The organism is Plastoroseomonas arctica (assembly GCF_018128965.1).
In the GTDB taxonomy this organism is placed as follows: Bacteria; Pseudomonadota; Alphaproteobacteria; order Acetobacterales; family Acetobacteraceae; genus Plastoroseomonas; species Plastoroseomonas arctica.
This window is the reverse complement of sequence record NZ_JAAEDH010000001.1, coordinates 90,344-117,019: the sequence shown is the minus strand read 5'-3', so window position 1 is coordinate 117,019 and position 26,676 is coordinate 90,344. Positions and strand designations below refer to the sequence as shown.

The following is a 26,676-nucleotide window of genomic DNA, read 5'->3' as shown; positions in this document are numbered from 1 at the left end:
TGGTCAGCGCGACCACGAGCGCGCGGAGGGAAGCCCCCAGCAGAGACGATTGTCAAGGAAGCCGCACCGCGGTGATCATCACCACCGCCTGGGCGTAGGGGTATTCGTCGGTCATGGTCAGCGCGACCTGCGCCGCATGGCCTGGCGGGGTGATGGCGGCGAGTCTCGCGCCAGCCCCGCCGGTCATGCGCAGCGTCGGCGCGCCGGAGGAGAGGTTCACCACGCCGAGGTCACGCCAGAACACCCCCGCGCGGAACCCCGTACCGAGCGCCTTCGACGCCGCCTCCTTGGCCGCAAAGCGCTTGGCGTAGGTCGCGACGCGGATGCGCTCGGTGCGGCGATTGGCCTTGGCGATCTCGAGCGGCGTGAAGATGCGTTCGAGAAAGCGGTCGCCATGCTTCTCGATCACCCGCTCGATACGGCGAATATCGACCATGTCGCTGCCGAGACCCAGGATCACTAACCGCGCGCCCTGTTCACGCCGGTCACGCCCGGGCAGGCGCGGAGTGCGGCGATGATGGTGGAGAGGTGGCGCAGGTCGCGCACCTCCACATCGACCAGCAGCTCGCAATACTCCGTCGCGCGGTTGGTGATCTTGAGACTGGCGACCGCGCCTTCCTGCTTGGCGATCGCCGTGGTGACGCCGGCGAGGGCGTTGCCGCTTGCACCTTCGGTCACCACCTCGATACGGCCGATATGGGTGCCCTTGGGCGCCGCATCATCCTCCCAATCCACGTCGATGAAGCGTTCCGGCGTCGCGGAAAAGCTTTCAAGGGAATGGCAGTCGTTCTTGTGGATCGTCACGCCGCGGCCGGTGGTGACGATACCAAGGATGCGATCGCCGGGCAGCGGATGGCAGCAGCCGGCGAAGTTCACCGCCATGCCGGCGACCAGGCCCGTGATGCCCATGGCGGCATCGCGCCGCGTCGAGGAAACCGCCTTATCACCCTTGCCCGCTTTGGTCAGCGTCTTGCCTTCACCCAGGCGTCCGCGTGGGCGGGCGAGCGGCAGCGTCTCATGCACGCGCGGCGGTCCCTTGAGCTCCGGCACCGCGGCATGCACCACTTCGCGCGGCGTGAGGTTGCCCGCGCCCACCGCCACGCAGAGCATGGCGAAATCCGTCTGCTTGAGGATCTTGATCGCCGGCTCGATCAGTTTTTCGGAGAAATCGAGGCCCTCCGCGCGAACCGCCTTGGCGATGGCGGCGCGGCCATTCTCCTGGTGCTCGCTGCGCTGCTGGGCGTGGACGAAGCGCCGAATGCGCGCGCGCGCCTTGCCGGTCGCAACGAAGCGTTCCCAGCCTGGATTGGGGGTCCCGCCACGGGCGGTGATGATCTCGATCTGGTCGCCGTTTTCCAGCTGGTGGCGCAGCGGCACGATCTTGCCGTTGACCTTCGCACCCACGCAGGTGTCACCCACCACGGAGTGCACCTGGTAGGCGAAATCGACCGGCGTCGCGCCCTTGGGCAGCTCGATCAGGTCGCCCTTGGGCGTGAAGCAGAAGACCTGGTCGCGGTGAAGCTCCAGCTTGGTGTGGTCCAGAAAATCCTGCGGGTCGTTGGCGGCGTCGAGGATCTCCAGCAGGTCGCGCACCCACGGGTAGCGCTTGCGGTCCTTCGCCGCCGTGTCGCCCTGCTTGTAGATCCAGTGGGCGGCGACGCCGAGATCGGCGACCTCATGCATCTCGCGCGTGCGGATCTGCACCTCGATCTTGGCGTTTCGCCGCTCGGGCACCGTCACACCGGTGTGGAGCGACTGGTAGCCATTGGTCTTGGGCGTCGAGATGTAATCCTTGAACCGCCCTGGTACGACGCGATAGGCCGAATGGATCGCACCGAGTGCCGCGTAGCAATCGCCCTTGTCAGCCACGGTGACGCGGAAGGCCATGATGTCCGACAGCTGCTCGAAGGCCACGTTCTTCTTCTGCATCTTGCGCCAGATGGAATAGGGCGATTTTTCCCGCCCGCTCACATCGACGAGCTTCACCTCCGCCTCGTGCAGCACGCGCTTCACATCCTGCTCGATCGCCTCGATCAGGTCGGCCCCCTGGCCGCGCAGGAAGGTCAGGCGCGCGGCGATGGTGGCCCAGGCGTCCGCATCCATTTCGCGAAACGCCAGCGTCTCGATCTCGGTCTTGAGCGCGTCCATCCCGATGCGTTCGGCGAGCGGGGCGTAGATCTCGAGCGTTTCGCGCGCTGTACGTCGCCGCTTCTCCGGCTTCGAGACAGCGTTGAGCGTGCGCATGTTGTGCAGCCGGTCCGCAAGCTTGACCAGCAGCACCCGGATATCCTCGCTCATTGCGAGGACCAGCTTGCGGAAATTCTCCGCCTGCTTGGTGCGCTCCGATTGCAACTCAAGGCGCGTCAGCTTGGTCACGCCATCGACGAGCTTGGCGACTTCCTTGCCGAATTTGCGCTCGATTTCGAGCAGGGAGGTCGGCGTGTCCTCGACCACGTCATGCAGCAGCGCGGTTATGATCGTGCCCTGGTCGAGCTTGTAGCCCGCCAGGATCTCGGCCACCGCGAGGGGGTGGACGATGTAGGGCTCGCCATTCTCGCGCTGCTGGGGCGCGTGAGCGGCTTCGGCGAGGGTATAGGCGGCTGCGATCAGCTCCTGGTCGGCGCGCGGGTCGTAGGCGCCGACCATGCGCGCCAGGCGCACGCCCGGCGAGACGGGGCCGCCGGCGGACAGGCCCTCGGGCGCGCGAAGCGGCGGAGAAGACCCGCCCAGATTCGCATCACCCAAGGCCAAGCATCACCTCATCGGTTGGGATCAGCGCTTGCCGGCGAGTTCCGCCGCGATCTGCGCCTCGATATCGTCGGTGGCGAGATCCTCGGCGGTCAGCTCGGGCAGCTGTTCCTCGTTCACATCCATCACGCCGAAGATGTTCTCGTCCGTGGCGATAAGGTCGAGGACCTCCTCCTCCGCGGGCTCGGGCTCGGGTGAGCGCTGCAGCGACTTTACGAGATCGGCCTCCAGCGGGCCGAGTTCAATCGTTTCCTCGGCGATTTCGCGCAAGGCGATGACCGGGTTCTTGTCGTCGTCGCGATCGACCGTGGCTTCCTCGCCGCGGGCGATGTTGCGGGCGCGCTGCGCCGCGAGGAGGACCAGGTCGAACCGATTGGGGACCTTGACGATGCAGTCTTCGACCGTGACGCGTGCCATGGAGGCTCCGGAATTGGGATGGGGGTGCGGCGAACCGCTGAACCCTTCAGATAGCCACCATGGCCGCGCTATGCAAGTTCAGTGGGTTGTCCACGAGGGAGGGCGCTTCTCACGGAAGGCCGCGATGCCCTCGGTGGCCTCGCTCCCGGCAGCGGATTTGGCGAAGCTCTGGGCGCCTGCCTCGGCGTAGCCGTCGGGGACGATTGGGCCCAGGGCGCAGAGCAGGGCCTTGGTTTCTGCCAGCGCTTCGGGCGCGCCCTGCAGCACGTCCGCGAGCACCTGGCCGACGAGGGAGGCGAGCGCGTCCGCGTCTTCCGCGACGCCATGGACCAGCCCTATTCGCCACGCCTCCGCCGCGCCGATGACATGGGCCTGCAGGACGAGCCGCGCCGCCTCGCTGCGGCCGGTGCGCCTGGCGATCCAGGGCAGGATCTGGGCGGCGACCAGGCCGCGCCGCGTCTCGGGGGCGGCGAAGCGGGCATCGGCGCTGGCGAAGACCAGGTCGGCGGCACAGGCGAGGCCCAGGCCGCCGGCATGCGCCGCGCCTGAGACTTGCGCGATCACCACCTGCGGCAGGCCGGACAGCCCGGCCAGGATCGCGCCCATGCGGTGGTTGCGGGCGAGCGCGGCCTCGCCCTCCGCGAGTTCGGTGAGGTCGAGCCCGGCGCAGAAATGCCCCCCCGCGCCGGACAGCACCACCGCGCGCAAGCTGGGATCGACCGCGCAATCCGCGATCAGCTCCTCGAGTGCGCCGAACACCGCGCCGTTCAACGCGTTCCGCTTGGCCGGCCGGTTGAGCGTGGCGCGCAGCACCGCACCCTCGCGAGTTCTTAGAAGGACATCCTCATGCATCTCAGAAGGCCCCCGCCCAGCCGTCGCGGCGCGGGTCGGAGCCCGCCATGCGCACGCCATTGTCCAACAGGCGGATCGCCTCGAGGCTGCACGGGCCTTCGAGCGGGGGAACCAGCTTCACGCGGTGGCCCATCGCTCGCAGTTCCGGCGCGGCCCCGGCCAGCCCGTCTTCCATGGTCAGCACGTCATCGCCCTCATGCGGGTAGTTAGCCGGCTGGCCGTATTGCGAGGAGGTCCAGCGCGGCGCCTCGGCGACCTGCTGCGGATCCATGCCGAAATCGCACAGGCCCACGATCGCCTGGGCATTGATCTGCACCTGGTTGTCGGCACCCGGCGTGCCGAGAACGCACCAGGGGCGGCCGTCGCGCAGGATCATCGGCGCGTTCATCGTGTGCCGCACGCGACGGGCGGGGACGAGTTCATTCGCGTGGCCGGGTTCCAGATGCCAGTAGCTCATGCGGTTGTTGAGCAGCACACCGGTCTCCCCCGCGATGACGCCGGACCCGAAGGGCGAGTTGAGGCTCTGGATCGCCGAGACGGCATTCCCTGACCGGTCGACCACGCAGAAATAGGTGGTGTCGCCGCTGCCGGGCCAGGGCTTGAGCGGCAGGTCGGCGGCGCGGGTCAGATCGATGGCGGCGGCGTGCTCGGCGGCGCGCGCCTCGGAGAGAAGCATCGCGATCGGCACCTCGCGCCCGCGTGGATCGCCGCCCTGGGCTTCGCGATCGAGGAAGGCGCGCTTCTTCGCCTCCACCATGATGTGGATCAGCGCAGCACTGCCCCAGCCGAGGGCAGCCAGGTCGTAGCGGTCCAGGATGCGCAGCATCTGCAGCAGGGTGAATCCGGTGGAATTGGGCGGCGTCTGCGCCACCTCGAAACCGCGATACGGTACCGCTATGGGCGCCAGCTCCTCCGCCTCCATGGCGGCGAGGTCGGGGGCGCTGACCGGCACCCCCGCTGCCGCCACGCCCGGGGCGAGCAGGGCCGCGAAGTCGGCGCCGCCGGAGAGCGCCTCCAACGTCGCGGCAAGTCCTTCCTGACGCAGCAGGGCGCCGAGGGAGGGAGGCGCGCCGCCGGGCAGGAAGATCGCCGCCGCGCACTCGCCCTCCGGCATGCGCGCGCGCTGCGCCTCGGCGAATTTGCGCAGGTGATGGGTCACGGCGAAGCCGTCCCGCGCCGCCTCGATCGCCGGGCCGAACAGCCCGCGCCAGTCCCGCGCGCCGCAACTGCGATGCATCAGAGTGAGCCCAGCCAGCATCGCGGGGATCGAAACCGAAAGCGGGCCGTGCAGCGGGATGCCGCCGCGGGCGCGATAGGCGTCGGCCGTCGCCCCAGCCGGTGCGGCGCCGGTGCCGTTGAACACCCGGCCGCGCCGCTGCGCCGCATCCCATACATGATAGAAGCCATCCCCGCCCAGGCCGGACATGTGCGGCTCCACCACGCCCAGCGTCAGGGCCACCGCCACCGCCGCATCCGCCGCATTGCCGCCGGCGCGCAGCACGTCGACCCCCGCCTGCGTCGCCACGGGGTGGTTGGAGGCGACGGCGCCGCGCCGCCCCATGATCAGTGGCCGGTGCGCGCGAAGCTGCATCAGTTGCCCCCCAGATTCATGCGGCCCACAATCGGGCCCCAGCGGACCATCTCGGCGCGCACATGCGCCTCGGCCGCGGCGGGCGAGGTGTCCGGCCACAGCTCAACCCCGCGGCGGCGAGGCGCGTGGCCATCCCGGGGTCGGCCAGTGCGCGCTTTGCTGCATCGGAGAGGATCGCCACCACATCGGGCGGCGTGCCGGGCTTGGCGTAGAGCACCTGCCAGGCGGTCAACTCGTAATTCGTCACCCCCGATTGCGAGAGGCTCGGCAGGCCGGGGACCAGGGTCGAGGGGTCACGCGACGACACCGCGAGGCCGCGTACCCGTCCGGCCTGGATCAGCGGCAGCAGCATGGTCGGGCTATCGATGGTGAAGTTCATCCGACCCGCGACCAGGTCCTGCACCGCATTCGCCGCCGTGCGGTAGGGGATGATGGTGAAATCCGCGCCCAGGATCTGTTTGAAGAGCTCGCCCGCCAGATGGTTCGTCGCACCTGGGTTGGTGGCGCCGTAATTCGCCGCCTCGCCGCGTGTGCGCAGCCAGGCGAGCAGGCCCACCATGTCCTGGGCCGGCACGTCGGGATGCACGGCAAGGACGAAGGGCTGTCGGCCGACCAGCGCGAGGGGAATGAAATCCGTGATCGGGTCGTAAGGGAAGTTCGGATAGATGGCGCGCATCACCGCGTGGTTGTTGGTGGCCATGTAGATCGCGTAGCCATCGGCCGGCGCGCGATGGAAGGCGGCCGCGCCCACGGTGCTGCCCGCACCGGGGATGTTCTCCGGCACCACGGGACGGCCGAGCAGCGTCTGCATGCCCTCGGCCATGATGCGGCCCACCACGTCGGTCACGCCGCCCACGCCCACCGGGATCACCATGCGGATGGGGCGCGCCGGAAACCGCTCCTGCGCCAGCGCCGGGCGCGCGAGGCCGATCCCCGCGGGCAGGCTTGCAAGCAACAGGCGGCGTGTCGGCATAAAGCGGTCTCCCGAGTTTGCGGTGGAGGCATCATGGCGCAAGCTGGGGGCCCGTCCAGACCGGAGCCGCCGCATTGCACGACATCATCCTCCAGGAACCGTTCCGGGCGTTGTTCTACGCGCCCTTCTACGCGGCCTTGGCGCGCGGCGACTATGCGGCACAAGGCGTGGCGGTGACGCTGCGGTCAGGCTTGGTGCCGTCGCTCGCGAAGGATGCGGTGCTGGAGGGCGAGGCGGATGTCGCCTGGGGTGGGCCGATGCGGTTGTTCCTGGCGCACGACAAAGACCACAGGTCGCCGCTGCGGCTGTTCGGCGCAGTGGTGATGGGCGATCCCTTCTGCCTGGTGGGCCGCGCGCCGCGCCCGGGATTTGCCTTGACCGACCTGGCGGGGATGACACTGGCCACGGTGAGCGAAGTGCCGACGCCGTGGTGGACCCTGCAGGATGATCTCCGCCGCGCCGGGATGAACCCGGACAGCGTGAGGCGTGTCACAGACGGTACGATGGAGGCGAACGCGGCGGCGGTGCTCGCCGGCACGCTGGATTGCGCGCAGTTGTTCGAGCCTTACCTGACGCGGCTGGTGGATGCGGGGTGCCACATCTACTACGCGGCGGCATCACGCGGCCCGACCAGCTACACGGCTTTCTACAGCACGGTCGCCCGCATCGCGGAGCGGCGGGCGGAGTTCGAGGCGATGGTGCGGGCATTGGCCGTGACGCTCGACTGGTTCGACGATGCCTCCGATGCGAAATGCGCGCGGATGGTCGCGCCGTTCTTCCCGGAGATGGTGGAGACGCTGGTCGCGCGCTGTATCGGGCGATACCGGGAGCTGGGGATCTGGACCAAGGATCCGCGGTTTCCGGTGGAGGCGCTAGAGCGACTGGAGACCGCGATGCTCTCCGCCGGCGCAATCTCACACAGCAATGGCTTTGTGGGGATGGTGGCGGAGGAGGTGGTGGACGCTGCGTTGGGCTGAGGCTTCCTACCGCGCCGCCAACCCACGCGGCCCCGGCAGCTCGATCTCGATCGCCAGCGTGCTCATATCCCCACCCCGGTCCAGGTTGACTGCCACCTTTCCCGGATCGATCGCCACATACCGCGCCACCACCGCCACGAGCTCCGCCTGCAGCTTCGGGAGGAAATCCTCCCGCGTGCGCCCGATCCGCTCATGCGCAAGCACGATCTGCAGCCGCTCCTTCGCCGCCCCTGCCGTCGCCGCCACCGGTTTCCGGCCGCGGAAGATGTCGAGCCATCCCATCACGCGGCCCTCCCGCCGAACAGGCGCTTGAACAGACCTTTCTTCTCGACCTCGAGAAACCGGTGCGGCCGCTCTTCGCCGAGGAACCGCGCGACGGCATCGCCATAGGCGAGCCCGGCCGGACTCTCCGCATCCAGGATCACCGGCGTGCCGGTGTTGGAAGCGCGCAGCACGCTTTCGCTCTCCGGCACCACGCCCAGCAGCGGGATGGCCAGGATCTCCTGGATATCCTCCAGCTTCAGCATCTCGCCGCGCTCGACGCGCGCCGGGTCGTAGCGCGTCACCAGCAGATGCTCCTTCACCGGCTCGCGCTTCTCTTCCGCCCGCTTGGACTTGGATTGCAGCACGCCCAGGATGCGGTCGGAATCGCGCACCGAACTCACTTCCGGGTTCGTCACCACGATCGCCTGGTCGGCGAAATACAGGGCCAGCAGCGCGCCCTTCTCGATGCCGGCGGGGCTGTCGCAGATGACGTAGTCATACTCCTTCGACAGCTCCTCGATGATGATCTGCACGCCTTCCTTGGTCAGCGCGTCCTTGTCGCGCGTCTGACTGGCCGGCAGGATCGCGAGGTTCTCCACCCGCTTGTCGCGGATAAGCGCCTGGTTGAGCTTCGCCTCGCCCTGGATGACGTTGACGATGTCGAACACCACCCGCCGCTCCACGCCCATGATCAGGTCGAGGTTGCGCAGCCCCACGTCGAAATCGATCACCACGGTCTTCTTGCCGCGCTGCGCAAGGCCCGTCGCGATGGCCGCTGAGCTCGTTGTCTTGCCCACGCCACCCTTGCCCGAGGTGATGACCACAACCTGCGCCATGCGCATTCTCCCTCTACGCGCCGAACGGATCGAAGCGCAGGCTCTCGCCCGCCAGACGCACCTGTGTCGCACGCCCGATGGGCGCTTTGCCTAAGCCTTCCCGCACTGCGTAGAAGCCGGCGATGGACACCAGCTCCGGGTCGAAATTCTGCGCAAAGATCCGCGCGCCGAGATTGTCGGCACCACCCGCGATCGCGCGGCCGCGCAGCGCGCCATAGACGTGGATGTTGCCATCCGCGATGACCTCGGCGCCCGCATTCACGGTGGAGGTCACGATCATGTCCGCGCCCTGGGCCCAGACGCGCTGCCCGGCGCGCACCGGCTGGTCGACGATCATGGTCGGCCGCAACCCGCTCGGCGCTAGCGGCGCCGGCGGCGGGTTGACCGGCGCAGTAGCGGGCGCGGCCGGCGCGCTGCTCGGGGCGGCCTCGTCGCCGCCCGATTGACGCAGCGGCGGCAGACCGGCCGCGATCGCCGCCTGGCGCAGCTCCGGCGTGCCGCCGGTCGTCCCGATGGCCACGATCTCCAGCGCCTTCAACTCGCGCACGAGCGCCACGAAATCCATCTCGGCCGGCGGAACGGCGAGGTCGCCCAGGCCGATCACCACCGGGGCGAAGCGCAGGAAGCCCGGCGCGCGCTTGAACTGGTCGCCCAGGGCCGGCACCACCGCATCGATCCGCGCATCGAGCAGCCGCAGCACGAGCAGATTGAAGTTTGCGCCGCGCAGGCGGAACGGTTCGGCTCGGGGTTGGGGCTCGGCGGACATGGCGGCCCTGAACACTCCTGGAATGATGCCGCGACTCGATGCGAAGGCCGAGCGTGGACGGTCCGCCCCTATACAGGCAGCGGCGCCCCCGGCGAAGCCCTTCCGCCGCGCCCACCTCCCTCGCATAGTCGTGCGGATCAGGAAGGACCCCGGCCGATGCGCCCCATCATCCTCAACGAGCCGTTCCGAGCGGTGTTCTACACGCCCTTCTACGCGGCCGAGGCGCGCGGCCTGTACAAGCGCCAGGGCGTCGAGGTCACCCGCGACACCGCCGGCGATCCGAGCAAGGCGGCCGAAAACCTGCTCGCCGGAAGCGTGGACATCGCCTGGTCCGGCCCGATGCGCCCCATCCTGATGCGCGCGAGCGATCCCCGTTGCCCTCTGCGCAGCTTCTGCGCGGTGGTGATGAAGGACCCCTTCTACCTGCTCGGCGCCAAACCCAACCCGGTCTTCAAGACGGCTGACCTGGCGACGCTGCGGATAGGCGCCGTCGCGGAGGTGCCGACGCCCTGGTGGTGCAGCCTGCAGGATATCGCCGAAGCCGGGCTCGACGCCGCCAGGCTGAACGTCACCATGGGCCCGTCGATGGCCGAGAACAGCGCTGCGATGCTCGCCGGCACCCTCGACGTCGCACAGATGTTCGAACCCTTTGCGAGCCGGGTGGAGGCCGCCGGCGGCCATGTCTGGCAGGCGGCCTCGGATCGCGGCCCCACCGCCTACACCGCCTTCTACGCGACCGAGGCCCGCATCGGCGAACGCCACGAGGAATTTTGCGCGATGATCCGCGCCGTCGCCGAATCGCTCGCCTGGATGTATGCGACCGACGCGGCCGAAATCGCCGCGACCGTCGCCGCGTATTTTCCTGATGTGGAACTGGCGATGCTGGCCAAGGCGCTGGCCCGCTACCAGGCCAAGCGGCTGTGGTCGGAGACACCGCACTTCCCGCGCGAGGCCTTCAAGCGGCTGCGCGATTCCATGGCGACCGCCGGACGGCTCCCGCGCCTGCCCAGCTTCGAGGAATGCGTGGATGAGGCGATTGTGACCGAGGCGCTGGGCCGCTGAACCATGCCCGACACCCGCGCCGCCTACCGCCGCTTCTTCGCCTTCGACACGCGCTGGCACGACAACGACGCCTATGGCCACATCAACAACGTTGTCTACTACGCCTTCTTCGACACCGCCGTGGCCCGCTTCCTGACTGAGGAGGGCGTGCTCGAAATCCCGACCAGCCCGGCGGTCGGCCTGGTCGTGGAGACGCAGTGCCGCTACTTCGCGCCGGTCAGCTTCCCCGACCGGGTCACGTGCGGCCTGCGCTGCGCGCGGGTGGGCACCGCCTCGGTGCAATACGAGCTGGCGATCTTCCGCAATGACGAGGATGCGGCCTGCGCCGAGGGCTATTTCGTGCATGTCTATGTGGAACGGGCGGACCAGGGCCGCTCCACACCGATCCCGGCGCGGCTGCGTGCGGCGCTGGAGGGGCTGGTGACCGGTCGAGGCGCCCCGTTGCACCCCACCGCCAAACCCCCGACACTCCCGCCATGACGAAATTCGCCCCCCTCGCCCGCCTCGCCATCCTCGATGACTACCAGGGCGTCACCCTCGACCTCGGCCCCTGGGGCGACGCACCACCGACGCTGGCCATCACCACCTTTCGCGACACGCTGAAGGACGCCGACGCGCTGGTGGAGCGTCTGGCCCCCTTCGACGCCATCCTGGCGATGCGCGAACGCACCCCTTACCCGCGCGCGCTGCTCGCGCGCCTGCCCAACCTGCGCCTGCTGATCTCCACCGCAGCGCGCAACCGTTCCATCGACCTCGAGGCCTGCGCCGAGCTCGGCATCACCGCCTGCGGCACGCCCGACGCCGGCGCCCCCACGGTCGATCTCACCTGGGGCCTGATCCTCTCCCTCGCCCGCGACATCCCCAACCAGCAGGCGAGCCTGCGCGCCGGCACCTGGCAGACTAAGGTGGGTATCGGGGTGGAGGGCAAGACGCTCGGCGTGCTTGGCCTGGGCAAGCTCGGCGCGAAGGTGGCGAAGGTCGGCGCCGCGCTCGGCATGCGCGTGATCGCCTGGTCGCCCAACCTCACGGCGGAACGCGCCGCCGAAGCGGGGGCGACGCGCGTCGACAAGGCCACCCTGATGGCCAAGTCCGATGTGCTCACCCTGCACGTGGTGTTGTCCGACCGGTCGCGCGGCGTCGTCGGTGCGGCGGATCTCGCGCAGATGAAGCCCACCGCCTTCATCGTGAACACCAGCCGCGGGCCGCTTGTCGACCAGCCCGCGCTGATCGCGGCGCTGCAGGAAGGCCGCATCGCCGGCGCCGGCCTCGACGTCTTCGACGAGGAGCCGCTGCCGGCAAACCACCCCATTCTCTCGGCACCCAACACGGTGCTGACGCCGCATCTGGGCTACGTCTCGGAGCAGAATTACCGCGCGTACTTCAAGGGTGCGGTCGAGGCGATAAACGCCTTCGAAGCCGGTCACCCCATCAGGACAATGGCGCCATGATCCTCATCCCCGGCTGGAACCGCATGCCGCAGGCGGAGCGCGACGCCGCCTACAACAACTCGGCCGCCGTCGAGGACAGCCCGGCGCTGAATGCCGCGCGGATCGAAGCGAGCGCTGCCTTCCGCGCGAAGCACAACACCCAGCTCGACCTCGCCTATGGCGAGAGCCAGCGCGAGCAATGGGACATCTACCCCGGCGGCGACGCATCCGCCCCGGTCCTCGCCTTCATCCATGGCGGCTATTGGCAGCGCAACCGGCGCGAGGAATTCGCCGCCCTCGGCGAAGGCGCGCTGGCCATGGGATGGTCGGTCGCGATGTGCGGCTATGGGCTGGGGCCGGACGTGCCCTTCGCCACCCTCTGCCGGCAGATCCAGGCGGCGTTCGACTGGCTGGCGACGCATGGGGGCGAACACGGCGCCGGCGGGTCGATCATCGCCTCCGGCTGGTCGGCGGGCGGGCATCTCGCGGCCCTCGCCGCGGAAAACGCGGGCGTGGTTGGCGCCCTGGCGATCTCGGGCATCTATGAGCTGGCGCCGATCCGCGACACCTACCTCAACGACAAGCTGCACCTGACCTATGCCGAGATCGCGGAGTTCTCGCCAATGCGCCGACCGGTGGTGAACAAGCCGATCGCCATAGCCTATGGCGGCACGGAGCTGCCGGAACTGCGCCGCCAGAGCCGCGATTTCCACGCGATGCGCGCGGAATCCCAGGCGCCGGGCCCGCTGATCCCGGTGCCGAACGCGGACCATTTCCGCGTACTCGACGCGTTGTCGAAGCCCGGTGGGATGCTGCTGCGCGCCGCGGCCGACCTGCTGGCATGAGCTGGTCCGGCACGCTTACCGCGATCCATGTCGCGGAGCGCGCTTCGGCGCCGATGCGCTCGCTCGACGCCGCGCGGCTGATCGAGGGTGTCGGCATCGATGGCGACCGCTACGCCACCGCGACCGGCACCTACAGCAACAAGCCGGCCGCCGACCGCCAGGTGACGTTGATCGAGACGGAGACGCTCGACGCGCTGCTGCGCGACCACGGCATCGGGCTGGCGCCGGAGGAAACGCGGCGCAATCTTACCACGCTCGGCGTGCCTCTGAACCACCTGGTGGGGCGGGAGTTCTGGGTGGGGGATACGCTGCTGGTTGGCGGCCGGCTGAACGTGCCGTGCCTGTACCTGGAGGATCTGCTGGGGAAGAAGGTGTTCAAGCCGCTGATCAACCGCAGCGGGCTGAACTGCATGATCCTGAAGGGCGGGACGGTTCGGGTCGGGGATGGCATCCGGCCGGGGTGACAGCTTGGGGGAAGAGAATTTCCCCCAGACCACCAATCTTCTATTCTTGTCCCCACACGGCAGACTTCGGCTCGTCGTTCTGCCGATCGGCCCGGCCATCCCGCCAAACGTGCGCAATGTTTCGATCGACCGCGACGGGCCGCGTCGCATCGTCACTCCTATCAACGCGAGCTGGGACCATTTCTTCGACGCTCCCAACACGGACCTGCCGGATCGCGGACAGCCGCACCACCGTGAGAGAGGCGCCGGCCCTACGGCGGATTGGATGGCGCCGTAGCGCAGCCCTCACCGCGCCAGGAACCGCCTTACCCCTTCCCCCAGCACGCTCGCGCCCAGCGCCAGGTCCTCCTCCTTCGTATCCTCCGCCCAGTGATGGCTGATGCCCCCGATCGAGGGCACGAACAGCATCACCACCGGCAGCTTCTGCGAGATGATCTGCGCATCATGCCCCGCACCCGAGGGCATCTTCGTCCAGACCCCAGGCGCCAACGCCTCTGCAGCCCCCTCCAGCGCCGTCATCATCGCCGGATCACACAAGGCGGGCGTGTCCAGGCGGATCGCCTCCAGCCGCGCGGTGCAGCGCTCCCGGCGGTTGCTCTCCTGCACGAGGGATTTCAGCGCCGCGTGCAGCCGCTCCAGCACCGGCATCTCGATGTCGCGGAACTGGAACAGCACCTCCGCCCGGCCGGGAATGATCGAAGGCGCATCCGGTTCCAACCGGAACCGTCCCGTCGTCCACACCGTCCGCTCGCCACAAAGCAGAGGGAAAGCCGCATCTACCGCAGCCAGAAGCCGCACCGCCGCCAGGCCAGCGTCGCGCCGTTCCGCCATCGTGGTGCCGCCGGCGTGGTCCTGCTGCCCCTCGATGACGATGCGGAACTGCCAGATCGCGACGATGCCGGTCACCACGCCGATCCGCAGCCCGGCGCGCTCCAGCTGCGTGCCCTGCTCGATATGCATCTCGAAGAAGCCCTTGTAGCGGCCCTCCTCGAGGCCCATCCGCGGCACGCCGGCCAGGCCCGCGGCGGCCAGCGCATCGCGCATCGGCGTGCCCGTGGTGCGGTCCTTCGCGCCATCGATCTCCGTCTCCGGCAGGTCGCCGATGATCGAGCGGCTGCCGGGAAACCCGATCGAGAAATGCCCCTCCTCATCGGCGAAGGCGCAGACATCCACCGGCAACCCGGCGCGGGCCAGCGCCAGCGCGCCCACAACGCCCAGCGCGCCGTCCAGCCACCCGGCCTCGTTCTGGCTCTCGATGTGGCTGCCCGACAGCACATGCGGCCCGCTGCCCTGGTGCCGCCCGAACACATTGCCGATGCCGTCCATCGACGCCTCCAGCCCGCATTCGGCGAGCTTGCCCATGAGCCAGTGCCGGCTTTCCATATCCTGCGGCGAATAGGTCGGGCGATGCACGCCGGTCTTGAATTTGCCGATCTGGCGAAGCTCCTTCAGATCGCGCAGGAACGCACCGGTATCAACCAACGCCATCGCGCCAAATTCCCTACTCTGCTGCACCGCACAGCCTGCCTCGCGGCCTCTGCGTGCGCAACCGAGGATCGATTTTCCGGCTGGAAGAACGACGCGGCGGATAGCACCATCGGCGCGCCAGACAGGGAGGCACGCCCATGACGGATCTCGCGCTCTATGGCCACCCGTTTTCCTCCTACACGCAGAAAGTGCTCGTCGCGCTGTACGAGAACGCGACGCCCTTCGCGTTCCGCAATATCGGCCCGGAGACGCCCGAGAATGCTTCCGAATGGCTACGTCGTTGGCCGCTGCGCAAATTCCCGATCCTGGCCGAGGGCGATCGCACCGTCGCCGAGGCGAGCATCATCATCGAATACCTTCAGCTCACGCAGCCCGGACCCGTCGCGCTGATCCCGGAGGACCCGATGGCGGCGCTCGACGTGCGCTTCCTCGACCGCTTCTTCGACCTGCATGTGATGAGCCCGATGCAGCGCGCCGTCGACGGAGCGCTCACGGGCGACCCCGAGAAGCGGCAGGACGCCATGGCGGTGGCGGTCGAGACGTTGGACCGCTCCTATGCCTGGCTCGAAGAGCACCTTGCCGGCCGGGAATGGGCGGCGGGCGAAGCCTTCACCCTGGCCGATTGCGCCGCCGCGCCGTCGCTGTTCTACGCGGATTGGACGCACCCGATCGCGGACACCTATCCGGTGCTGCGCGGCTACCGCGCGCGGCTACTCGCGCGGCCGTCCTTCGCCCGCGCCGTGGATGGGGCGCGAAAGTACCGCCATTTCTTCCCGCTCGGCGCGCCGGAGCGGGACTAGCGCGCCTCCAGTGTCAGCCCGCCATCGACCACCACGGTCTGGCCGGTGACCATCGCGGCGCCGGCCAGCAGAAACACCATCACCTCGGCCAGGTCTTCCGGCTGGCAGCGGCGCTTCAGCAAGGCCTTCTCCGCACTCGCCTTGCGGCGCTCCTCCGTCCACTCGACCATCCAGGTGCTGTCCACCGCCCCCGGCGCGATCGCGTTCACCCGCACTTCGGGTGCCAGGCTGCGCGCGAGGTTCTTGGTCAGCGAAATCACCCCCGCCTTCGTCGCCCCATACGCCATCGAAGACCCCGGACTGTCCAAGCCCGCGATCGACGCCACGCTCACCACCGCCCCCCGCGCCGCGCGCAGCGCCGGTGCGGCCGCCTTCGTGCAGCGAAACACGCCGAGCAGATTCACCTGCAACACCGTCGCCCACAGCTCCTCGGTCAGCCGGTCCAGCTCCGCCGGACGAATGATGCTGGACGTCCCGGGTGTGCCGGCATTGTTCACCAGGTAGTCCAAGCGCCCGAGATCATCGACCGCCTTTTCCACCATCCGCGGCCCATCCTCCGCATCGCCCACATTCCCCGGAGCGGAGATGATGTCGAAGCCCTCGGCCTTGAGGCGCTCCACCACCTCGCCGCCGCGATTGTCGCCCTGGAGGTGGTTGATCGCCACCTTGCACCCGCTGCGCGCCAGCATCTCCGCGGTCGCGAGGCCGATGCCGGAGGCCGCCCCCGTCACCAGCGCCGTCTTGCCGGCCAGATCGTATTTCGCACTCATTGGTCGCGCTCCATTCCCGCCATCGTCCCGATCCGCCGAAGCGCCTGCTTCAGCGCCAGCAGCCGCCGGTCCCGCGCCTCGAACAGCGCCGCCGGATCGGCCCCATGCCAATTATAGAATCCCGCCCCCGCCATCACGCCGGTGCGTCCCGCGGCGACGGCCGCATCCAAAGCCTCCGAACGACCGCGGACCTCGGGCGGCGTGTACATCCGGTTCGCCATGGCGAGCTGCATCATCGGCAGCCCGGTGAAATCCGCCTTCGCGAGCACGCCCAATATCGGCAGCCGCAGCGCGATGCCGTGGATGATGGCGGCGTCGATCTCCTCCGCCGTCGCCACCCCCTCATCGAGCAGTTTTTGCACCTCGAGCCCCATCGCGCTCTGCAGCCGGTTCGCGATGTAGCCGGGGACGAATTTGCGCATCACGATCGGCTGCTTGCCCATCGCCGCACACATGGCGCGCACCGTCTCGACGCAAGCCGAATCGGTGTCCGCGCTGCCGACGATGTCGACGAGGTCGACCAGGTAGGGCGGCGTGTACCAATGCGCGATCAGCGTCCGCGCGCGCCGGCCTTCCGGCACATAGGGAAACACATCGAGGTAGGAGGTGTTGGACGCGATGATCGCATCGCGCGGCGCCACCGCGTCCAAAGCCGCGAACAGCGCCTGCTTCGCCTCCGGCTTCTCGATGATGGCTTCGACGATCAGCGCAGCACCGTCCACCGTCTCGGCCAGGCCGGCATGCCGCGTCACGGCCTGCGCGAGCTGCGCGGAGCCCCACCCTTCCGGGGCCTCGCCCGCCGCCTCGAGCGTCGCCAGCGCCTTGACCATCAGCCCCTCGGCGCGGGCCAGCGTCTCCGGGTTGGAATCCGTCAGCCGCACCGTGTGCCCACCCAGCGCGAAGACGAGGGCCAGCGCATGCCCCATCGTCCCCGCGCCGATCACCGCCACATTCGCCATCGTCTCAGCCCTCCGGGGTCCAGGGCGCGGGTGCGCGCGCGTCGATATCCGTCACCACATCCACCACCACCGTTTCCTTGCTCGCGAGCGCCTTTTCCAGCGCCGGGCCGATCTCCTCCGGGCGTTCGACGCGAATGCCGGAGAGCCCGAAGCTGCGCGCGACGGCGGTGAAATCGGTCGGCCCGAAGCGCAGCAATTCGGCGGCCGCCTGCGGGCGATTGCCCGAGTTGCGCAGGAAATTTGGCCACCCCTGGCCGAAGCCGGAATTGTTGTTCACCACCAGCACCACGGCGATGCCGCGCCGTCGCGCCGTCTCCAATTCCGCGAGGTGATAATAGAAGGCGCCGTCGCCGGACCAGCAGATCACCTTGCGATCGGGCGCGGCGCATTTCGCCCCGAGTGCCGCCGGAAACGACCATCCCAGCGACCCCGCCGCGCGCAGGTAGGTCTGCCGCGGCGTCAGCTCCACGCAGTTGCCGGTCCAGATCCCCGAGTAGCCGGTGTCGGCGACCAGGATGCCATCCTCCGGCAGCGCCGCGGTGATGGCGCGGCCGAGATCGGCGGGGTCGATCGCGATGCCCGGCTGGGTGCGGCGCTCCGCCCATTCGCGCCGCCATGCCGCCATGCGCGCCTGGGCGCGATGGAGGTAGGCGCCATCGCGCGATGGCGTGCCCAGCGCGGCCGCCAGCGCCACCAGCCCGGCACGCGGATCGGCCTGCACGGCGACCGCCGCCGGGTAGGAATGGTCGAACTCGGCGGGGTCCGCGTCGATCTGGATGATCGCGGTGCCGGCCTTGGGCGTGCGCCAGTAGTTGGTCAGCATGTCGCCCGTATCGGCGCCGACGAACAGGATCAGATCCGCCTCCGCCAGCACCTGGTTCGTCACCGGCCCGGCATAGGCGCCCGCCACGCCGACATGCAGCGGATGGCGCGTGTCGATGATGTTGCGCGCGCCCAGCGCGGTCGCGATCGGCGCGTGCAGCGCCTCGGCCACCGCCAGCAACGCCTCGCCGCAGCACGACAGCGCGGCGGCGTCGCCGGCCACGATCGCGACCTTCTGCGCGCCGAGCAGCGCGCGCGCGGCGGCGGCGATGGCGGCGGCTTCAGGCTCGGGCCGATGCGTCATGACGCGGAAGGCGGAGAGGTCCGCCGGCGGCGCATCCACGGAGCCACCCTCGACCACCTCCGCCTGCAACCCGAACAGGTCCAGATGCACCGGGCGCGGCGGCAGCGACACGGAGGCCGCGAAGGCCTGGCGCAGCATGCGCGGCAGGTCGGCGGCCTCCGCCACGTCGTTCGACAGCTTGGTCACGGGCGCAAACAGCGGCTTGTGATCCAGCTCCTGATAGGCGTTGCGATGCTGGTGCGCGGGCACCTTGCGCCCGGTGAGCGCGACGATCGGCGCGCGCCCCAGATACGCATCCTGCAACCCGGCCGCGAGGTTCGCCGCCCCCACCGATTGCGCCGCCACCACGCCGGGCCGCCCGCTGACGCGGGCATGGCCATCGGCCATGTACACGGCCGCCTTCTCGGTATGCGCGAGCACCGGCTGCACCCCCGCATCGCTCAAGGCGAGCAGCGTCTTGCGCAGCACGGCATCGACGAAGAACACATGCGTCTGGCCGGAGGCCGCAAGGCTCTGCGCCAGCCAATCGGCACCGCTGAGCGCCATGGTCGTTCCCCCAAAAATTCTTCTGCGAAAATCCTGCGCCGAGCCGCCGCGCGCGGCAAGAGCGTGGCAGTGTGCCGGCACACAACACGGGACCGCACCGCATGCGCATCGTCGCCCTGGAGGAACATTTCACGATCCCCGCGCTGGGCGCGCGCATCGACCCTGCGGCGATCGTCGCGCGCGGCTTCCCGCCGCCCGAGACGGTGTGGAGCCAGACCCTCAAGCGCGACGCGCTTGCCGATCTCGGCGCCGAGCGTCTCGCCGACATGGATGCGAGCGGCATCACCGTGCAGGTGCTCTCGCTGATGGGGCCGGGGGCGGATCTGGTCGATGGCGCCGAGGGCGTGGCCCTGGCGTGGGCGTTCAACGACGCGCTCGCCGCCGCCATCGCCCCGCACCCGGCGCGCTATCGCGGCTTCGCGCATCTGCCGCTGCGCTCACCGGAAGCCGCCGCCGATGAGCTGGAACGGTGCGTGCGCGAGTTCGGCTTCCACGGCTTCCTGGTCAACGGCACCACGCAGGGGTTGTTCCTCGACCACCCCTCCTACGCGCCGCTGCTGGCGCGCGCGGAGGCGCTGGACGTGCCCATCTACATCCACCCCGGCATCCCCGAATCGCCGGTGCGGGAAGCCTATTACGGCGACCTGCCCGGCACCTTCGGCCTGTCGCTCGCGCTGTATTCCTGGGGCTGGCACATGGAGACGGCGATCCACACGCTGCGCCTGATCCTATCCGGCGCGCTCGACCGCCACCCGCGCCTGCAGATCGTCATCGGGCACATGGGCGAGGCGATCCCCTTCATGATGTCGCGCCTGGAACACACGCTGGCGGCGGAGGCGAAGCAGCGCCTCACGCGCAGCGTGGAGCAGATTCTGCTCGACCAGGTCTGGATCACGACCAGCGGCTTCTTCGACATCGTGCCGTTCCAGGCCACGCTGGCCACCTTCGGCGCCGACCGGATCATGTTCTCGGTCGACCATCCCTTCGCGTCCAACGCGAAGGCGCGCGCGTTTCTCGACGCGCTGCCGGTCTCGCCGGTGGATCGCGCCAAGATCGCGCATGGCAATGCGGACCGGCTGCTTCGCTTGACGCCGTGATCAGTCAGGCGGCAGCGGATCATCGCCACGGATGAGCAGCGCCTCCAGCACGCGCGAGACGCAGTTGTACCCGGCGATGGTGACGGTGAGCTCCACCACCTGGCGCGGCGACAGCAGCGCGGCGACGCCGGCCGCGACGTCATCGGGCACATGGATGTGCCGCGTCATCGCGTCGCAATAGGCGAGTGCCGCGCGTTCGGTGGCATCGAAGACGCTGGCGGACTCCCATTCCGGCACGGCGTCGAGCTGCGCCTGGGTCATGCCCTCGCGCAGGCCGATCGGCGCATGCGCATCCCACTCATAGGGCGCACCGTTGATCGCTGCGATGCGCAAGATCACCAACTCGCGCAGCTTGCCCGGCAGGTCGGATTTGTAGCGCACCGCATCGTAGAAATCGATCCATCCCGCGGCGATCGGCGGCGCGTTGAGCAGCGCGCGATGCAGGTGGCTGATGCCCTTGCGGGAAGCGCGGATATGCGCGGCGGCGGCGGCGTGCTCGGGCAGCGCCGGGTCGGCGTAGGGGATGCGGGCCATGGGTTTTCCTCCGTGTTGCGCGCAGCTTGCCCTGCCGCGCCGCGCACGGAAAGTCAGGCCGGCCGCCGCCGCAGCAGGTAGCGCTGCCGCCCCTCCATCACCAGCATGCTGTTCTGGTTGTGCACCGTGCTGGCGAGACCCACCACGCCGGTCGTGCGTTGCGGCGTGACCTCATCGACGGTCAGCGCCGCGTAGAGCGTATCCCCCGCGAACACCGGATGCAGGAAGCGGCTCGACTGCTCCAGAAACCCCTTCAGCGAGTCCTCGACCATGTGCGGAAACTGCCCCGCCCCCGCCGCCGTCTGGATCACCACCTGGTAGCCATGCGCGAGCATCCCCGGCATCCCGCGCGCGCGGCAATACTCGGCATCGTAATGCACCGGATGATTGTCGCCCGAGGCCAACTGGAACGCGGCGAACAGCGCCTCCGTCATGGTCCGGCTCGGCAGCACGAAGCGTTCGCCGAGCGCGAAATCCTCGAACCAGCGCTGGGCCGGCACCACGCGATGGTCGCGCGGGTCGAAGCTCACGCGTAGCCCAGCGCGGCGTCCCGGTCGCGTGCTTCGCCGCTGCGGACGGACCCCGCCCCGAACCCGCCACCGCCCGAGGTCTCGAGCCGCACCACATCGCCCTTCTGCAGCATCACGCCATCGGATTTCGGCGCGATCGGCGTCTCAACGCCATCGCGGATCCGCAGCAGCCGCCCAAGGCTCCCCGGCGCGCCGCCGGCAAGCCCGTAGGGCGGAAACCGGAAGCGATCCATGTTCGCGGTGAACACCGCGCTGGGACTTTCCACCCGCCATTCGCGGAACAGTCCGAGCCCGCCACGATACTGCCCGGCCCCGCCCGAGCCAGGCAGCAAGCCGTAGCGCGTGATCGACAGCGGCATCGAGGATTCGATCATCTCGACGGGGATGTTGGAATTGTTGTGCATCCCGAAGGACCAGGCATTCACGCCATCCTTGGCGGGTGCCGCGCCGGTGCCGCCGATCTCGATCTCGACCAGGACCTCGCGCCTGTTGTCCGCCGCGATGGTCTGGAAGGTCGCGACATAGGAGCCGCCGTAATAGGCCGCGGGCATCCGCTCCGGCACCGCCTGGTGCAGGCAGCCGAACATCACGTTGGCCAGGCGATGCGACACCGCCACGCGATGCGCCACCGAGGCCGGCGCCTGGCAATGCGTCACACTCCCTTCGCGGTGGATGATGCGGATGGGCCGATAGCACCCGGCATTGGCCGGCATGGCGCCATCCGTCGCCGCGATTATCGAGTAGTACACCGCGCAGTTCGACATCGCCGGCGTACAGTTGATAGGGCCCCGCTGCTGGTCCGCGCAGCCGGTGAGGTCGACGCTGATCTCGTCGCCGGCGATGGTCATCACCGCATGAAGGCGCACGACCTGCCCGCTCACGCCATCCTCGTCGAGGCAATCCTCGAACTCATAGCGCCCATCCGGCATGGCGCGGATCGCCGCGCGCATGGCCGCCTCGCTCATGTCGAGGATGCGGACGCAGGCTTCGAGAATGCCCGCGGAGCCGTAGCGCGCGGCGAGGCGACGGATCGAGGCCGCACCCACATCCAGGCTCGCCAACTGGCTCTGCAGGTCGCCCAGCATCAGCGTGGGCTTGCGCACATTCTGCCCGATCATCGCCCAGACGGATTGGTTGAGCACGCCCTTCTCGATCAGCTTCAGCGGCGGGATGCGCAGGCCTTCCTGAAACACCTCGGTGGCCGTCGCCGCATAGCTGCCCGGCGCCATCCCGCCCATGTCGATGTGGTGGCACAGCGCGCCGACATAGGCGACGCGCACGCCCTCGACGAAGACCGGCTTGAAGACCAGGACGTCGTTCAGGTGCTGCGCGCCGCAATAGGGATCATTGGTCGCGACGACCTCATCCTCGCCCCAGGCATCCGCATCGACGAAGCGATCCAGCAGCGTGCGCAACGCCGCCCCCATGGAATTCAGGTGCTGCGGAATGCGCGCGGATTGCGCGACATTGTTGCCCTCCGCATCGAACACGGCGGTGGAGTAGTCCAACAACTCGCGCACGATGGTGCTGCGGCTGGTGCGCCAGATGGTGACATCCATCTCCGCCGCCGCCGCCGTCAGCGCGTTGCGGATGACCTCGATCTCGATGGGGCCCAGGCTCATGGCGTGCTCCTCGTCGCGATGATGGCGCGCGCGGGGCCAAGGGCCGCCCGCCACCCCGCCGCGATCCAATGCGTGGCGAAGGCTTCCTCGATCAGCGCGGGGCCGGTGATGGCATCGCTGTCCTTGATCGCCTCGCGGTCCCAGACATCGACTTCCGCCCAGGCGCCGTTCGCGAAGACGCGGCGGCGGCCCTTCACCGAGGGTCGCGCCGCCGGCACCGGCTCGCCCACCTCGGGCTTGGGCAGCGTGCCCACCGCGATGGCGCGCAGCGTCACGATCTCCACGACATCGCCAGGGTTGGCATAGCTGAAGCGCTGCTTGTGGGTGGCGTGGAAATCCGCCTCCAGCGCGGCCAGCGACGTCGCGTCCGGCACCGCGACTTCCCCCCACGGGATCAGCAACTCGAAGGCCTGCCCCTGATAGCGCATGTCGGCCGCGATCTCGATGCGACGCGCGTCCGCCGCCACGCCATCGGCGGCCAGCCGCGCATCGGCAAGGCCACGCAGCGCGGCGATCGCCTCGGCCAGTTTCGGCAGCGCCGCAGCCTCCGCCCGCAGCATCACGCTGCGCGAGAAATCCTGCACCAGGTCGGAAAACAGGATGCCATACGCCGACAGCGTCCCCGGCTCGCGCGGAAACGCGACCTCGCGCATGCCGATCTCGGCGGCGACATCGGTCGCGTGCAGCCCGCCGGCGCCGCCAAAGGAGAGCAGACAGAAATCGCGCGGGTCGAGCCCCTTCTCGAACAGCGAAAGACGGATCGCCGCCCCCAGCCCAGCATTGGTGACGGTGAGGATTCCCTCCGCCGCCGCCTCCGCTGAAAGCCCCAGCGCCCCGCCCACGCGCGCATCCATCGCCGCGCGTGTGGCCGGCATGTCCAGCGTCATCATCCCGCCCAGAAAGAAATCCGGATCGAGCCGCCCGAGCACCAGGTTCGCATCCGTCACCGTCGGCTCCACGCCGCCGCGCCCATAGGCGACCGGCCCCGGCTTGGCACCCGCGCTGCGAGGACCCACGCTCAGCCGCCCGCCGGAATCCACCGCCGCGATCGAGCCGCCGCCGGCGCCGATGGTGCGCATCTCCACCATCGGCAGGCGCACCGGCAGCCGATCGATCTCGCCCTGGGTGATCACCGACACACGCCCGCCCTGCACCACCGAGACGTCGAAACTCGTCCCGCCCATATCCACCGCAACAAGGTTCGGCCGCGCCAGCAGATGCGCGAGCCGCCCCGCCGCCAACGCGCCCCCCGAAGGGCCCGACAGCAGCAGCCGCGCCGGCTGCTCCGCCGCCAACCCCAGCGAGCAGACACCCCCATTGGACTGCACCAGAAACACCAGCGGCGCGAAACCGCCTTCGCCCAGGCGCTTCTCCAGCCGGTCGAGATAGGCCTTCACCACCGGCACCAGCACCGCGTTCAGCACGGTGGTGGAGCTGCGCTCATACTCGCGAATTTCCGGGCTGATCTCGCACGACAGCGACACCGGCAGATCCGGCCGCGCGGCCGCGATCATCGCGCCGATCTCCCGCTCATGCGCGGCGTTGGCAAAGCTGTTTATCAGCGTGACAGCGACGCTCTCTGCACCGATCGCGGCGATCCGCGCGAGGCAATCCGCGACACTCGCGCCATCCAGCGCCGTCTCGACGCTCCCATCCGCGCGCATCCGCTCCACCACGCCAAAGCGCGCATCGCGCGGCACCAGCACCGGGTTGGGATCGGGCGCCAACCCATAGATGTCGCGGCGCACATGCCGGTTGATCTCCAGCACATCCTCGAACCCTGCCGTCGTGATCAGCGCCGCGCGCGCGAGCTTGCGTTCGAGCACCGCATTCGTCGCGATGGTGGTGCCATGCAGCAGCAGCCCGACCTCATCCAACGCAAACCCGAAGCGTTCGCCCGCCTCCGTCACGCCGCGCAACAGCCCGACCGAGGGATCATCCGGCGTCGTCGGCGTCTTCCACGCATGCACAGCGCCCGAACGCCCGTCGAACACCTGCAGGTCGGTGAACGTACCCCCGATATCCACCGCGACCCTAATTGGCTTCACCGCACCGATCCCATCACCAGTGGCAGCCAAGTCGCAATGCCCGGCCACACCATCATCAACCCCACCGCCAACAGATACACGGCCAGGAACGGCATCACCCCCGCGAACACATCCGTGATTGGACCGCGATCCCGCCGCATCCCCTGCAGCACATACATCACCGTCCCGTCCGGCGGGCTGATCTGCGCGATCTCCACCAGCATGGTCACGATCACCCCGAACCAGATCGGGTCATACCCCAGCGCGATCACGATCGGGAACACCACCGGTACCGTCGTGATGATCATGGAAAACCCCTCCATGAAGGTCCCGAGCGCTATATAGAGCCCGATGATCGACAGCATGATCGCCCAGGGCGGCAGCGGCAGGCCCGCGATCATGGCCGAGAGCGCCTGCGGCACGTTGATCGTCGTCAGCAGGTAGTTCAGCAGGTAGGCGCCGAACAGGATCAGGCCCAACAGGGCGGTGTTGCGCGCCGTCGCCTCGGCCGAGGCATTGATCATGCGGAAGGACAGCTTGCCCTCGAGCAGCGCGAAGAACGCCGCACCAACGACACCCAGCGCCGCGGCCTCCGTCGCCGTGGCGAAGCCGCCATAGATGGAGCCCAGCACGAGCAGGATCAGCAGCGCCGTCGGCACGAGGTCGCTCAGCGCACGGATCTTTACACCAAGTGGCAGCTTCGGCGGCTTCTCCATCGGGTGGCGCAATCCGTGGACGAAGATGACCAGCAGGAACAGCGCCGTCACCAGCGCCGCGGGCAACAGCGCTGCGATATACAGCGCGCCCACCGACGTCTCGGTCATCAACCCATAGAGGATGAAGGTGATCCCCGGCGGGATCAGGTTGCCGAGCGCGCCACCCGCCGCGAGCGAGCCCAGCACCATGCGCTGGTTGTAGGCCGTGCCCTGGAAGAACGGCAGCGCGACGGAGCCCATCGTAGCCGCCGTCGCCACGCTGCTTCCGCTGATCGCCGAGAACACCGCGCAGCTCGCGATATTGGTGTGCAGCAGGCCCCCCGGCAGCCGGTTCAGCCAGACATTGAGTGCGCGATACAGCCGCTCGGAAAGCCCCGCACGCAGAAGTATTTCGCCCATGAGCAGGAAGAGTGGCACGGCGACCAACACGTAGTTGCTCGTCGGCGTCCACAACGTCTGGCCCATGAAGGCCCACCAGGGCCGGTCGGAAAAGATCAGCCCGATCAGCACGCCGAGCACGCCCAGCACCGCCGCGATATAGACGCCCGCTCCGAAGAAGACGAGGAACACCGCGACCAGCATCATGATCTCGGCCACCGGCAGCGCCTGCCCCGTCGCCGCCGCGCCGATGATGGACGCGACCAGCAGCAGCAGCAGAAAAATGATCGCGATCATGGCGCTTCCTTCGCCATGGCAACGGCCTCCAGCGCCTCCGCCGTCTCATCCTCCAGCGTGCGCGCGCCGAGCAGCGCATCCACCGCCTCCGGGTCGCCCAGCAACACCGACATGATCGATTCCGCGAGCAGCACCGCCGCCATCACCACGAAGGCCGCGATCCCGAAACACCAGATGCCCTGCGGCACCACCATCGGCACGCGCAGCGCGGAGTTGTCGTGCGCGTTGAACAGCGCGCTCTCATCCACCAGCTCCCACGCCGCCCAGGTGATGAACACGGAAAGCCCCAGCAGCAGCGCGAGCGAGAGGATGTGCAGCCAGGCGCGCCGCCGCGGCGCCAGCCGGTTCACCAGCACATCCACCCGGATATGCGCGCGCCTGGCCAACGTGTGTGCCAGCCCCCAGGCGATGCCGCCGGCGAGCATGTAGCCCGTCACCTCCACCGTCGCCTGTGAGGAGAATCCGAACAGGCTGCGCGCGACGATATCGAAGGTGATGAACAGCGCGCAGGCGACGTGGTTCCACCCCGCAACATGCGCCATCAGGGATGCCACCAAAGCGCAT

General features: G+C 69.0%; 27 protein-coding genes. 8 read left to right on the top strand and 19 right to left on the bottom strand.

Going from position 1 to position 26,676, the window contains the following annotated elements:
• Positions 1-52 precede the first annotated feature (52 nt).
• The 6 genes from acpS to GXW79_RS00570 form a co-directional block, all read right to left on the bottom strand.
• Positions 53-460: a holo-ACP synthase gene (acpS, locus tag GXW79_RS00595; RefSeq protein ID WP_211872267.1), complete on the bottom strand. Its 408-nt coding sequence runs from the start codon at positions 458-460 to the stop codon at positions 53-55.
• Positions 460-2,745 carry a RelA/SpoT family protein gene (locus GXW79_RS00590; RefSeq protein WP_408901536.1) on the bottom strand — a complete coding sequence of 762 codons (2,286 nt, stop codon included), beginning with the start codon at positions 2,743-2,745 and terminating at the stop codon, positions 460-462. The genes acpS and GXW79_RS00590 overlap by 1 nt, the downstream gene beginning before the upstream one ends.
• A 27-nt stretch (positions 2,746-2,772) precedes the next feature.
• A complete protein-coding gene (rpoZ, locus tag GXW79_RS00585; RefSeq protein ID WP_211872266.1) occupies positions 2,773-3,165 on the bottom strand; it encodes a DNA-directed RNA polymerase subunit omega in 393 nt (130 codons plus the stop codon).
• A 78-nt stretch (positions 3,166-3,243) separates the two neighbouring features.
• Entirely contained in the window at positions 3,244-4,017 is a 774-nt protein-coding gene (locus GXW79_RS00580; RefSeq protein ID WP_211872265.1) for an enoyl-CoA hydratase/isomerase family protein, read from the bottom strand.
• A gap of 1 nt (position 4,018) precedes the next feature.
• A complete protein-coding gene (locus tag GXW79_RS00575) occupies positions 4,019-5,608 on the bottom strand; it encodes a gamma-glutamyltransferase family protein (RefSeq protein ID WP_211872264.1) in 1,590 nt (529 codons plus the stop codon).
• Positions 5,609-5,624: 16 nt separating this feature from the next.
• The gene (locus GXW79_RS00570; RefSeq protein WP_211872263.1) at positions 5,625-6,581 is read right to left on the bottom strand and encodes a Bug family tripartite tricarboxylate transporter substrate binding protein; all 957 of its coding nucleotides are present in this window, start codon (positions 6,579-6,581) and stop codon (positions 5,625-5,627) included.
• Between the two features lie 74 nt (positions 6,582-6,655).
• Between GXW79_RS00570 and GXW79_RS00565 the strand changes: the two genes are divergently transcribed.
• Positions 6,656-7,558: an ABC transporter substrate-binding protein gene (locus tag GXW79_RS00565; RefSeq protein WP_211872262.1), complete on the top strand. Its 903-nt coding sequence runs from the start codon at positions 6,656-6,658 to the stop codon at positions 7,556-7,558.
• A gap of 6 nt (positions 7,559-7,564) precedes the next feature.
• Here the strand turns inward: GXW79_RS00565 and minE are convergent, their stop codons facing one another.
• From minE to minC, 3 genes are read right to left on the bottom strand one after another with little or no spacing between them, the layout of a single operon-like run.
• A complete protein-coding gene (gene minE / locus GXW79_RS00560) occupies positions 7,565-7,840 on the bottom strand; it encodes a cell division topological specificity factor MinE (RefSeq protein WP_211872562.1) in 276 nt (91 codons plus the stop codon).
• Positions 7,840-8,658, bottom strand: coding sequence for a septum site-determining protein MinD (gene minD / locus GXW79_RS00555; protein WP_211872261.1), 819 nt, complete (start codon positions 8,656-8,658; stop codon positions 7,840-7,842). Before minD ends, minE begins: the two co-directional genes overlap by 1 nt.
• 13 nt (positions 8,659-8,671) lie before the next feature.
• The gene (gene minC, locus GXW79_RS00550) at positions 8,672-9,424 is read right to left on the bottom strand and encodes a septum site-determining protein MinC (protein WP_211872260.1); all 753 of its coding nucleotides are present in this window, start codon (positions 9,422-9,424) and stop codon (positions 8,672-8,674) included.
• 156 nt (positions 9,425-9,580) lie between these two features.
• On the opposite strand from minC, the gene GXW79_RS00545 reads away from it, so the two are divergent.
• From GXW79_RS00545 to GXW79_RS00525, 5 genes are read left to right on the top strand one after another with little or no spacing between them, the layout of a single operon-like run.
• Positions 9,581-10,486: an ABC transporter substrate-binding protein gene (locus tag GXW79_RS00545; protein ID WP_211872259.1), complete on the top strand. Its 906-nt coding sequence runs from the start codon at positions 9,581-9,583 to the stop codon at positions 10,484-10,486.
• Positions 10,487-10,489: 3 nt separating this feature from the next.
• A complete protein-coding gene (locus GXW79_RS00540) occupies positions 10,490-10,966 on the top strand; it encodes an acyl-CoA thioesterase (RefSeq protein WP_211872258.1) in 477 nt (158 codons plus the stop codon).
• Positions 10,963-11,934, top strand: coding sequence for a D-2-hydroxyacid dehydrogenase family protein (locus GXW79_RS00535; protein ID WP_211872257.1), 972 nt, complete (start codon positions 10,963-10,965; stop codon positions 11,932-11,934). Before GXW79_RS00540 ends, GXW79_RS00535 begins: the two co-directional genes overlap by 4 nt.
• Positions 11,931-12,758 carry an alpha/beta hydrolase gene (locus GXW79_RS00530; RefSeq protein ID WP_211872256.1) on the top strand — a complete coding sequence of 276 codons (828 nt, stop codon included), beginning with the start codon at positions 11,931-11,933 and terminating at the stop codon, positions 12,756-12,758. The genes GXW79_RS00535 and GXW79_RS00530 overlap by 4 nt, the downstream gene beginning before the upstream one ends.
• A complete protein-coding gene (locus GXW79_RS00525; protein ID WP_211872255.1) occupies positions 12,755-13,222 on the top strand; it encodes an MOSC domain-containing protein in 468 nt (155 codons plus the stop codon). Before GXW79_RS00530 ends, GXW79_RS00525 begins: the two co-directional genes overlap by 4 nt.
• 285 nt (positions 13,223-13,507) lie before the next feature.
• On the opposite strand, the gene GXW79_RS00520 is transcribed toward GXW79_RS00525, so the two are convergent.
• On the bottom strand, positions 13,508-14,710 hold the full coding sequence (locus tag GXW79_RS00520) for a Zn-dependent hydrolase (protein WP_211872254.1): 1,203 nt from the start codon (positions 14,708-14,710) through the stop codon (positions 13,508-13,510).
• 137 nt (positions 14,711-14,847) lie between these two features.
• Between GXW79_RS00520 and GXW79_RS00515 the strand changes: the two genes are divergently transcribed.
• Complete coding sequence (locus GXW79_RS00515; RefSeq protein ID WP_211872253.1) at positions 14,848-15,510, top strand: glutathione S-transferase family protein; 663 nt, start codon at positions 14,848-14,850, stop codon at positions 15,508-15,510.
• Here the strand turns inward: GXW79_RS00515 and GXW79_RS00510 are convergent.
• From GXW79_RS00510 to GXW79_RS00500, 3 genes are read right to left on the bottom strand one after another with little or no spacing between them, the layout of a single operon-like run.
• Positions 15,507-16,280 carry an SDR family NAD(P)-dependent oxidoreductase gene (locus tag GXW79_RS00510; RefSeq protein ID WP_211872252.1) on the bottom strand — a complete coding sequence of 258 codons (774 nt, stop codon included), beginning with the start codon at positions 16,278-16,280 and terminating at the stop codon, positions 15,507-15,509. The two genes, GXW79_RS00515 and GXW79_RS00510, sit on opposite strands and share 4 nt — an antisense overlap.
• Positions 16,277-17,239 (bottom strand): 3-hydroxyacyl-CoA dehydrogenase family protein, encoded by a 963-nt coding sequence (locus GXW79_RS00505; RefSeq protein WP_211872251.1) that lies wholly within the window; start codon positions 17,237-17,239, stop codon positions 16,277-16,279. Before GXW79_RS00505 ends, GXW79_RS00510 begins: the two co-directional genes overlap by 4 nt.
• 4 nt (positions 17,240-17,243) lie before the next feature.
• Positions 17,244-18,911 carry a thiamine pyrophosphate-binding protein gene (locus GXW79_RS00500; RefSeq protein ID WP_211872250.1) on the bottom strand — a complete coding sequence of 556 codons (1,668 nt, stop codon included), beginning with the start codon at positions 18,909-18,911 and terminating at the stop codon, positions 17,244-17,246.
• Between the two features lie 101 nt (positions 18,912-19,012).
• Here GXW79_RS00500 and GXW79_RS00495 point away from each other — a divergent pair, with 101 nt between their 5' ends.
• Positions 19,013-20,008: an amidohydrolase family protein gene (locus tag GXW79_RS00495; RefSeq protein ID WP_211872249.1), complete on the top strand. Its 996-nt coding sequence runs from the start codon at positions 19,013-19,015 to the stop codon at positions 20,006-20,008.
• Here the strand turns inward: GXW79_RS00495 and GXW79_RS00490 are convergent, their stop codons facing one another.
• The 6 genes from GXW79_RS00490 to GXW79_RS00465 are packed head-to-tail and all read right to left on the bottom strand — an operon-like array spanning position 20,009 to position 26,666.
• The gene (locus tag GXW79_RS00490) at positions 20,009-20,542 is read right to left on the bottom strand and encodes a carboxymuconolactone decarboxylase family protein (RefSeq protein WP_211872248.1); all 534 of its coding nucleotides are present in this window, start codon (positions 20,540-20,542) and stop codon (positions 20,009-20,011) included.
• A 53-nt stretch (positions 20,543-20,595) separates the two neighbouring features.
• On the bottom strand, positions 20,596-21,072 hold the full coding sequence (locus GXW79_RS00485; RefSeq protein ID WP_367614766.1) for a MaoC family dehydratase: 477 nt from the start codon (positions 21,070-21,072) through the stop codon (positions 20,596-20,598).
• Positions 21,069-22,694: a hydantoinase B/oxoprolinase family protein gene (locus GXW79_RS00480; protein ID WP_211872247.1), complete on the bottom strand. Its 1,626-nt coding sequence runs from the start codon at positions 22,692-22,694 to the stop codon at positions 21,069-21,071. The genes GXW79_RS00485 and GXW79_RS00480 overlap by 4 nt, the downstream gene beginning before the upstream one ends.
• Positions 22,691-24,772, bottom strand: coding sequence for a hydantoinase/oxoprolinase family protein (locus GXW79_RS00475; protein WP_246503591.1), 2,082 nt, complete (start codon positions 24,770-24,772; stop codon positions 22,691-22,693). The genes GXW79_RS00480 and GXW79_RS00475 overlap by 4 nt, the downstream gene beginning before the upstream one ends.
• Positions 24,739-26,112, bottom strand: coding sequence for a TRAP transporter large permease (locus tag GXW79_RS00470; RefSeq protein WP_211872246.1), 1,374 nt, complete (start codon positions 26,110-26,112; stop codon positions 24,739-24,741). The genes GXW79_RS00475 and GXW79_RS00470 overlap by 34 nt, the downstream gene beginning before the upstream one ends.
• Positions 26,109-26,666: a TRAP transporter small permease subunit gene (locus GXW79_RS00465; protein WP_211872245.1), complete on the bottom strand. Its 558-nt coding sequence runs from the start codon at positions 26,664-26,666 to the stop codon at positions 26,109-26,111. The genes GXW79_RS00470 and GXW79_RS00465 overlap by 4 nt, the downstream gene beginning before the upstream one ends.
• Between the last annotated feature and the right edge of the window lie 10 nt (positions 26,667-26,676).